The sequence below is a fragment of the Frankia torreyi genome (assembly GCF_000948395.1).
In the GTDB taxonomy this organism is placed as follows: Bacteria; Actinomycetota; Actinomycetes; order Frankiales; family Frankiaceae; genus Frankia; species Frankia torreyi.
In genome coordinates, this window is the sequence record NZ_JYFN01000112.1 from 1 (window position 1) to 8,550 (window position 8,550).

8 protein-coding genes are annotated in these 8,550 nt (G+C 72.4%); 4 read left to right on the plus strand and 4 right to left on the minus strand.

The features are described 5' to 3' along the window. Together FF36_RS30665 and FF36_RS30670 are read right to left on the minus strand one after the other, a co-directional pair. Positions 1-830, minus strand: an 830-nt coding sequence (locus FF36_RS30665; RefSeq protein ID WP_044888709.1) for a hypothetical protein, incomplete at its 3' end; no start/stop codon positions are given. Between the two features lie 181 nt (positions 831-1,011). Continuing rightward, positions 1,012-1,896 carry a GntR family transcriptional regulator gene (locus FF36_RS30670; protein WP_052681664.1) on the minus strand — a complete coding sequence of 295 codons (885 nt, stop codon included), beginning with the start codon at positions 1,894-1,896 and terminating at the stop codon, positions 1,012-1,014. A 148-nt stretch (positions 1,897-2,044) separates the two neighbouring features. Between FF36_RS30670 and FF36_RS30675 the strand changes: the two genes are divergently transcribed. The 4 genes from FF36_RS30675 (at position 2,045) to FF36_RS30685 (ending at position 4,641) form a co-directional block, all read left to right on the plus strand. Continuing rightward, positions 2,045-2,563, plus strand: coding sequence for a hypothetical protein (locus FF36_RS30675; RefSeq protein ID WP_128423444.1), 519 nt, complete (start codon positions 2,045-2,047; stop codon positions 2,561-2,563). Further along, positions 2,560-2,691, plus strand: coding sequence for a hypothetical protein (locus FF36_RS40255; RefSeq protein ID WP_277913002.1), 132 nt, complete (start codon positions 2,560-2,562; stop codon positions 2,689-2,691). The genes FF36_RS30675 and FF36_RS40255 overlap by 4 nt, the downstream gene beginning before the upstream one ends. A gap of 991 nt (positions 2,692-3,682) precedes the next feature. After that, the gene (locus FF36_RS30680; protein WP_157871755.1) at positions 3,683-4,294 is read left to right on the plus strand and encodes a ParA family protein; all 612 of its coding nucleotides are present in this window, start codon (positions 3,683-3,685) and stop codon (positions 4,292-4,294) included. After that, on the plus strand, positions 4,291-4,641 hold the full coding sequence (locus FF36_RS30685; protein ID WP_032490081.1) for a hypothetical protein: 351 nt from the start codon (positions 4,291-4,293) through the stop codon (positions 4,639-4,641). The genes FF36_RS30680 and FF36_RS30685 overlap by 4 nt, the downstream gene beginning before the upstream one ends. A 563-nt stretch (positions 4,642-5,204) precedes the next feature. On the opposite strand, the gene FF36_RS30690 is transcribed toward FF36_RS30685, so the two are convergent. Next, positions 5,205-5,642 (minus strand): hypothetical protein, encoded by a 438-nt coding sequence (locus tag FF36_RS30690; RefSeq protein WP_044888711.1) that lies wholly within the window; start codon positions 5,640-5,642, stop codon positions 5,205-5,207. A 2,464-nt stretch (positions 5,643-8,106) separates the two neighbouring features. Then, a partial coding sequence (locus FF36_RS30695; protein ID WP_206778501.1) for a hypothetical protein occupies positions 8,107-8,550 on the minus strand: 444 nt, incomplete at its 5' end.

The following is an 8,550-nucleotide window of genomic DNA, read 5'->3' on the forward strand; positions in this document are numbered from 1 at the left end:
CACCCGCCCGGTTGCTTGATCTTGTCCGTGGTGGGGTCCGCGGTCAGATGCGCGGCGAGCACCGCCGGCTCCCACCCGGCCGCCACGGCGGCGTCGATCGGCGCGGCGAGCACGGCACGCTCCGGGCCTCCGAGCGTCAGCGTCCCGGCCACGGTGTCGAGCACCAGCCGCGCGGCCTCCGACTCGGCGGCCGGCTCCGTGGTGGGGCGAAGGGGACTCGAACCACCACCCCCGGTCGGTGGTTTCGGTGCTGGTGCCTTGCGGGTGCGCGCGGGGGTGGTGGTGTTTTTCGTCTTGTTGTTCTTGGTCTTAGTTCCGGTCCGCTGGGGCGGACTACCGAGGTCCGCTGGGGCGGACTCCGGTAGTCCGCTGGAACGGACTACGGGCTGAGCTGGGGTTTCTCGTGTTTCCGCAGGTCGCGCCGTAGTCCGCTGGAACGGACTACGGGAAGGCTCGGGGTCGGCCTCGGCGCGGCGTCGCTGGTACCACTCGTGCAACGAGCGGGCGCCGGCGTAGTCGTCGGAGGGAGACCCGTGGACGAGGTACCGGTTGCGGGCCCGCATCCCGCCGGCGTGGCGGTGCTGGCGGACCTCGATGGCCCCCAGCTCCACGAGCTGGGCAAGGTAGCGATCCACGGACTCGGCCTTGGCGAACCCGCACCACTCCGCGAGGGTGTACCGGCTCGGCCAGACCTCGGTGTCGTCGCGGGCAACGTTGACGTGCATCGCGAGGCACCAGTACAGGGCCTTCGCGTGATCGTCGATGCCGGACAGGGCAACCCAGTCACCCAACATGGTGAACGGCGCCCGCCGGCCGGCGGCAATCTCCATCTGTTCGTCTAGCTCGGCAGCAACAACGGGGTGTCCCCGGTCTGGCCTTGATGACGGCATGCCCTCTCCGAAGAGTCAGGGCGAGTGCAGTAGCGACGGCACACAAGGTCCCGTAGCCTGGACTCGCCGATGCAGACGGCTTTCCGGCCCGGGGAGATGTGACGGTCTCCCCGGGCCAACATCATTTCTGGGGGCTGTTCGGCCCGATGTCCGGAGCTTCCTCCCGACTCGGCGGGGTGTGGCCGATCCCGGGTGACCTCGGCGTGCCGGGATCGGACGGGTTGGCGGCGGACGGCTGGGGTGGGTAGGCCGCTGACCGGTGGCGAGCGAGGCGGTAGCGAACGGCGTACAGCTCCGCCGATATCCGGGTGTCGCAGACTTCGACCACGCGGTCTGTTGCGCGGGCCGTGGCGATGCGGACGATGCGTAGGACCGGCGTCCCGGGATGCAGCGCGAGCTGTTCGACGTCGGTCGGTGCTGCGGCTTCGGCGCTGATCTCTTCGTCCCACACCAGCTCGCCGCAGATCTCTTCGAGGCGGTCGTAAAGCCCGCCGGGGCCGGTCCGGAGCTGCTCGATTGCCGTGCCTCGCGTGATGTCGCTCGGCAGATACGAAACGGCCGCCTGCCGTTGCGCCGCCTGCTCGGGATCACCGAGGAGGCGATCCCGGACCAACACGTCATCGTCGGGCTGCGCCCCGATCAACTCGGCCATACCTGCCGGCAGGGACCGCGCGGGGCGGTACTCGACCACGGAAGGGCGTAGCTCCCGCCAGTCTCCGGAGTCACGCGCCATCAGGTAGCCGAGGCTGTCTCGGAAGACCCCGCGCGGCCGCACGATCTTGCTCCGGTCCGGCCGGGCCCGAACGACCGTTCCGCGGCGCCGGATCGCCTGGACAAGCCCCTCTGTCTCTAGCTGCCCGATGGCGCGGCGCACGGTCTCTCTGCTCGCCTGGTAGCGAGCCATGAGCTCTACGAGGGTCGGCAACACCGTGTCGGGCGCGTACTCACCCGCGACGATCTTGCCTCTTAGCTCGTCCGCTATCTGGCGGTAGCCGAGCTCGGCCATGTGCCCTCCCCGTTGCCGCTATATGGCGTACGCCTATTGACGGTACGCCTCGGGGGTGCTGGGATAGGCGTACACCAAAGCGGCGCGCCGGCCGGTGTTGCGAGCACCGGCCGGCGGCCTAGGACCGACCTAGCTGGAGGTCATGACCATGACTCATCTTCTCGAAGTGGCGGCGAGGTTCGAAGTGGCGGCGGCGGAGGACTCGTCGGATGCGGTGCCGTTCAACGTGCGGTACACGCTGGAGACGGGGCAGATGCCGCTGACGCGGGTGCTCGCTCGACCGGTGGTCTCGGAAGACGAGGTTCTCGGGGGGCTGCTGCGCCACGGGATGGCGAGGTTGGTGGATCTGATGGACGGCGGGCCGGCGGCGCTGCGCTACGAGATCGACTACGTGACGTTGGCGTATGGGATGTACGCCGTGTTCGAGGCGGCTGACGACTTCGCCCGGCGTCCGCCGACGTCGTCGGGCGGCGTCGCGTACGTGGGGTGGCTGCGGGCCGCGCTGGCGGTGCTGCTGGAGGTGGAGGCGGCCGGCGGTCCGCTGCCTGCCGCGTGGCCGCCGGCGGTGCTCTCCCTGGGGACGTGGACGCTGGCGGCGCTGGGGAACGGCGCCGACGACGGCAACGGGGCGATCGTGGCGGCTGGCCTTGACGACTTGATGCGATGAGCACCACGAAGACCCGTACCGGCCCGGTGGGTGCGGCCGGTGAGATGGCGGCGCTGGAGGACGACGAAGACGGGGCGATCACGGACCCTGAGGCGATCGAGCACGACATGGTCGGGGCGATCGGCTGATTGAGCGTCGGAGTGGCCATGTCGTAGCAGGACGGTCCCGGAACGGGCCCGAGCGGAGATCATCCGCTCGGGCCCGTTCGTGTTTCCGGCGTCGGGTGGCCGGTCGTCACGTGAGGATCGGTGGTGACGCTGCGGGTACGTCGTGAGTCGTGAGTCGCGCGACTCACGACTCGGGGGAGTCGCGTCGTCGGCGGGGGAGCTGGTGGTGCGGCCGGTCGTGAGTCGTGAGTCGTGACGACTGGCGACTCACGACGATTACGCGGTGTCAGCGTGCGCGGGGGTGGTGTGCGGGCCGTGCAAGGCGTGCACGGTGTGCCGGGGGTGGCTTCTACGCGCGGCCGCGCGCGAGGGAACGGGCGTGCGCACCGTGCGCACGGTGCGCACGCTGGCCGGTCGGTGGTGACGCTGCGCGTACGTCATGCGTCGTCGTCCGTCGTCGTCATGCGTCGTGGCCCGGGGGGAAACGTGGGCTCGGCCGGGGGCGGGGGGCCTGCGTCCCCCCGTGCTGGATGACGACGCATGACGGATGACGTACGCGGGGGGTGACGGTCGCTCCGCCGGCGGGGGTCGTCGGGGACGGGCTTGCGCTGGTTGGAAACGCGCGTTTTGAACATCGGAGTGCCGAGTAACGAGTGCCCGTTACTCGGCACTCGTTACTCCCGCCGGCGGCGCCCTGGTGCAGGTCGGGCGGCGGGGTGAGTGTCGAGTGTCGGGCACTCGTTACTCGACACTCGTTACTCGGCACTCCCCCGGGCTTGGGTGCGGATCGTGACGGGCTGGGGCCGCGGGGTGGATGACGCAAGGCATGACGCAAGGGGCCCCGGGTGTCCCGGCTCGGGGCCCGGGGGGAGGTCGGGGCCTTGCATCCTCCTTGCGTCATGCCTTGCGTCGTGGCTTGCGTCATCCCTTGCGTCGTCGGGCTTGCGTGACGGTGTGTGTCGGGTCTTCCCCTGGTTACTGCGGTACTGCGAGCATGCGCGGCGTGATGGTGATGGCTGTGGTGAATCTCAAGGGCGGAAGCTCGAAGACGACGTCGTCGGCGTTCCTGGCGCATGCGCTGGCGGAACGGGGCGGCGGGGACGTGCTGCTGGTGGATGCGGACCCGCAGGGGTCGGCGGCGCGGTGGGCGTCGCTGGCGGAGTGGGAGTTGCCGGTGATCGAGCTTGCTCATCGGGACCTGCACCGGCGGCTGCCGGGGATCGTCGGGGATCGGTACTCGACGATCGTGATCGACACTCCGCCGATGGAGGATCATCGGGGGATCGTGATCTCGGCGATGCGGGCGGCCGGGGTGGTCGCGGTGACGCTGGCCCCGACGATGATCGAGCTGGATCGGTTGCCGCCGGTGTGGTCGGCGCTCGACGAGGTGGCGGCGGTCCGGGAGGCTCCGCCGGCGGTGGCGGCGTTGCTGACGCGGACGGTGCCGCGGGCGGCGTCCACGGGGGTCGTGCGCGACGTCGTGGTGTCGGGCGGGCATCGGGTGCTCGACGCGATGGTGCCTCGGCGGGAGAGCTACGCCCAGGCGTACGGGGCGCCGGTCGTGGTGGGCCCGCACTACCGGGCTGTTGCCGAGGAGCTGCTGACGCTCGGGGCGGCGGCGTGACCCCGCAGCCCCGGCGGGCGGGCCGTGACGACCTGGCGGCGCGCGCGGCCGCGGTGACGGCGCACGCGACACCCACCCCTCCGCTGGCGGAGGACACCGGGGCGAGCGAGCCACGTCCCCGCGGTGGGGCGCCGGCGCCGCGTACCCGGCCGGTGCGCATCACGGTGGACTTGGCGCCGGTCGACCACATGCGGTTCAAGCGGTGGTGCGACGACGTCGCCCCGGACGTCGGCGTGGCCACGGTCCGGGCGTCGGAAGTCGTGCGCGTCCTGCTCGCCTTCCTGCACGAACGCCCAGAGCTGGCGGACGACGTCGTGCGGGAACTCCGCACCCGGCGGGACATCTGACCTACTGAGTTACTGCACTCATACACCGGTCGGCGGGGGGCGGACGTCCGTCCGGGGAGGGGGCATCGTCCGGTCCCAAAACCAGATTTCCGGAAACAGAAAACCGGTTTTGAAGGGGTGGGGAGGGGCTCGGCGCCGGCGTCCTGGTGCTCGTCGACGTCGCGGGCTCCGGTGCTCCGCCGGAACGCCGCGGCGTTCTGGGCCCGCCGGCCGCGGGGGGCCTGGTGCTCGTCGCCTGTCCGGCGCGGCCGGTCCTCGTGCGGGTCGGTCGTCACGTGACGACCGCTGGCCCGGGGGATGTCGGCGCGGCCGCCGGGGGTGTGCCGGTCCGGCTCGGCGGCCGCGCCCTGGTGCTCGTCGTCCGCCGGCCGGTCTGGCTCCGCTGGTGGTCACGGGGTGTGTGGGGTGCCGGCTGTGCCAAACCGCGGTTTGGCCGCGGTGGTGCCTCGCGCGTACGCGTGCGCACGCGTAGGCGCGCGTGGTGGCTCGTCTCGGCGGGCTGGCCAGGCGTCCGGCGTACCGCGGGCCGCGGTTTCGTCCGCGGTTTCACTGTCGGTGGCGGCTCATCGGCGGCGGTGGTGGCGGTCGAGGTCGTCGATGCCGCCGGGGTGGGCGTGGTCCAGGGCGCCGTAGGCGCGCAGCAGTGCGGCGTACAGGTGCCGGTGGTCGTAGTGCCGGCGGCCCAGAGGTCCGGCGAGCAGCTCGGCGGACAGCTCGTCGAGGACGGCGGCCCACTGCCGCGCGGTGCGCGCCCCGACCGGCGCGGGCTCGTCGCCCGGCACGATCGTCACGTGACGATCGTCCGGTGCTCCGCCGGCGGGGGCCGGGGCGACGTCGACGGGTGCGGTCGGCGCGGGGGTGGCGTAGCGGCGTGCCGCCCACGCGCGGGTCCGGCAGGCACCGGAGCAGTACCGGCGCGGCCGCCCCGTCGACGCCACGGCCAGCTCCGCCCCGCAGACCACGCACCCGGCCGCCCGGGTGCTCTCGGTGGGTTCCGTCATGACGAAAGGATGCCCCGCCGGACCGGCCGGACCACCCGCACGCCGCGGGAGATTGTCAACGGTGATGACTATCTTCCGCGCATGATCGTCAACGTTTCGTCGTGACGGAACCCGGTAGGTGGGGCACCCGCCGGCCGGGGGCCGGTCGCCTACTTTTTCAAGATCTTCCGAGGCGGCGAGGTCGGTCGGGCTCCCGTCCGGTGCGCCCTGCTGTTGGGCGTGCCGGCTGAAAGACCCACGGGACTGGCTGCGGCCGGCGCTGCTTGCACCGAGCGGGACCGGTGCGCACCCGTCGGCGGCGTGGGCCTGGCGGACGTCGACGAACCCGAGCCGCGGCTCGGCTCCCCCGCCGCCCATCGGACCCCTCACCCGCCCGCCCACCGGGGGGCCCACCGGACCCCCCGCCAACACAGGGGGGTCCGACCGCTGACGCTGGCGCAGGTCGGCGGACCGCTGGGCACCCCCCAAGCACTCCGCGACATAAGGGAGGCGTACGCCGACCCGCACCCAGACGGGCCCGCGGCTGCCTAGGCGCGCAGGCGCACACGCGCGTTGGGCCCCGTGCACCGGGCCCGCCTGCACACCGGCCGATGGTGTCGAGAACGCGCGTTTTCGACGGTGCACCCCACCTTGATCACTGGGAAGTGCAAAAGGTGTAACCGGTTCCGATCTTGCTTGGTGATCTCTCGGGTGAGGCTGCGCGCGCTTCCCGGTCCGGCCGCCGGCGGGGCGCTTCCCGTCTCGTCTCGGCAGCCTCGGGAAGCGAGACGAGACGAAGCCGAGCCGAAGCGGGAAGCGGCCCGCGGCGTCTCGCTCCCGCTTCCCGATGATCTTCCCCGGATCTTTCCCGCGGTCTTCCCGACTGGCCCGCCGACCGACCCGACTGGAGAGGTCCACCGACCCGACTCGGCAGCCGACCCGGTCGGCCGGACGTCTCGGCCGGCAACGCTCCCGTGCCTGGTTGACCTCGGTAGTCGGGTGTCCCGACCCCGGTAGTCGGGTGCGCGTCTCGACAGTCGGATCGGGGCCCGTCTCGGCAGTCGGGGCGATACGCGCGACGCTTCCCGCATCCTTCCCGGATCTTCCCCGCATCCTTCCCGGCGGCTCCCCGGTCGGGTCGTCTCGCCACCCGGTCGGGCGACTCGGTGTCTCGGTCGGCGGGAAGCGTCCCGGTCGGCCAGGCGAGACACGGGGCGCTTCCCATGATCCTCCCCGGGGCCTTCCCCGCAGGCTTCCCGGCCGGGGTCGTCTCGGTGGGCCTGGTGCTCGTTCTCGGCAACACCGCGGACGCTTCCCGACGCTTCCCGGGGAACCGCGGTCGTCTCGCTCCTGGGGGCGACGGACCCGACCCGCCGGCGCTCCGACGCGCCCGGCGGGTCGACGCGCCACGGGGTGCCGACCGAAGGGAGGCGGGGCCCCGTGCCGCGCGGCGAACCCGACCGGCGCGGCGCGTGCGCCGGCGGGGCGCCGGCACGGCGCCCCGCCCTTGAAACCCTTCAGAAAGTTCGCGACGATCTTGAAGGTGGTAACAATGTTCCCGCCTTCAAGATCCCTGCCGGGTCGAACGATCTGCTCCGCGTCGAACCTCGTTGACAATGTCAACAAGGTTCGGTCGTCACGTGACGATCGGCTTTCGGCAGCCGTCCCGGTGGTGTGCAGCGGGCTGTGCAACGCCGTGCACGACGGTGTGCAAACCGGTGTGCAAGATCCGTGCATGCACGGCCCCAACGCGCGCGTACGCGCCTGCGCGCATGGCCACCCGCCGGCCTGGATCGTGCACACCATCGGCGGCACCCCGGCCGCCGGCCGGTCGTGCTCGTGCGCCTGGCCCACGTCGACGCCCACCAGCTCGCCCCCGCCGGACGGGTCGCGGTAGCGGCGGCTCGGCCCCCACCCCCGCCGGCGAGACCGGTCCGACGCTCCGAGCGGTGCCGGCCGCGACCCGCGACCCCCGCCCGGTGTGGCTGCTTCCGACCCCCGCCGGCGGTAGCCCCGGCCGGTCGCCCCGCCGCTACCCGTAGCGGCACCGGCGCGACCTTCCCGCCGACCGGCAACCCGTTCAGACTCTCCTGTCGATCATCCTGCGCGGTCTCCACTGGAGACTCCGACAGCCCGAACCCGCGGCCCAACTGCGCGTGCCTACGCGTAGGCACGCGTGCGCGAGGACCCCACCGGCTCCGATGCCCCCCGCCGGCGGCGTGCGCCTGGTGCTCGTCGACGCCCAACCCCCGCCGGCTCGGCTCCCGCCGGCGGGGGTCCGGTCTTGATCCCAGAACGGCCAATTCGGCAACGCCCGACCGACCCTGACCGACAGCCGACCGACGCTCTCAGATCGCCGTAGACGGTTCCGCCCATCCCATCCCACCAGGGGACCGACGTCCATCCGTCTGTGTGGCTCTCAGGGCCACGCCTGCGGCCCCTCAACGCCACGCAGACGGACGATCCCGTCCGGCCCGGTGGTCGCCTAGGCCGATGCGGCTACGGCCGGCACCGGCTGCCCTGCCGGCGGCAGCGACTCGGCGTAGGTGCGGATCGCGGCGATGTCGTGGCCGTACCGGCCGTAGACGCCACCGACCACGGCCCGGATGCGCTTCGGGGATTGGGCCAGGCTCCCGGCGAGATTCGCGCCGAACCGTCCCGTCCGCAGCGTCTCGAATTCGGCAGCGACGATCCGGCCGTGCAACGCGGCTCCCAGTGCCTCGGTGATCGTCTCGTACCGGGCCCGGCCGGGGTCGTCGGTCTGCTCGGCGTGACGCTGCCGGGCCCGGTCCAGCTCGGCCGTCTGCTGCCTGATCGCGGCTTCGACTTGGCGGACGTGTCGGCGGCACGCGGTGCACGGGCACACAGTCGGGCCTTCCGGCAGCGCGGGCACCCCGGTTTTGCGCGTGCCGGTCAGCCGGTACATCAA

Bases quoted from the DNA above. Each gene is read 5' to 3' on its own strand.
- FF36_RS30680 (WP_157871755.1), top strand. From the start codon at position 3,683: ATGGCTGTGGTGAATCTCAAGGGCGGAAGCTCGAAGACGACGTCGTCG.
- FF36_RS30670 (WP_052681664.1), bottom strand. From the start codon at position 1,896: ATGGCCGAGCTCGGCTACCGCCAGATAGCGGACGAGCTAAGAGGCAAG.
- FF36_RS40255 (WP_277913002.1), top strand. From the start codon at position 2,560: ATGAGCACCACGAAGACCCGTACCGGCCCGGTGGGTGCGGCCGGTGAG.
- FF36_RS30690 (WP_044888711.1), bottom strand. From the start codon at position 5,642: ATGACGGAACCCACCGAGAGCACCCGGGCGGCCGGGTGCGTGGTCTGC.
- FF36_RS30675 (WP_128423444.1), top strand. From the start codon at position 2,045: ATGACTCATCTTCTCGAAGTGGCGGCGAGGTTCGAAGTGGCGGCGGCG.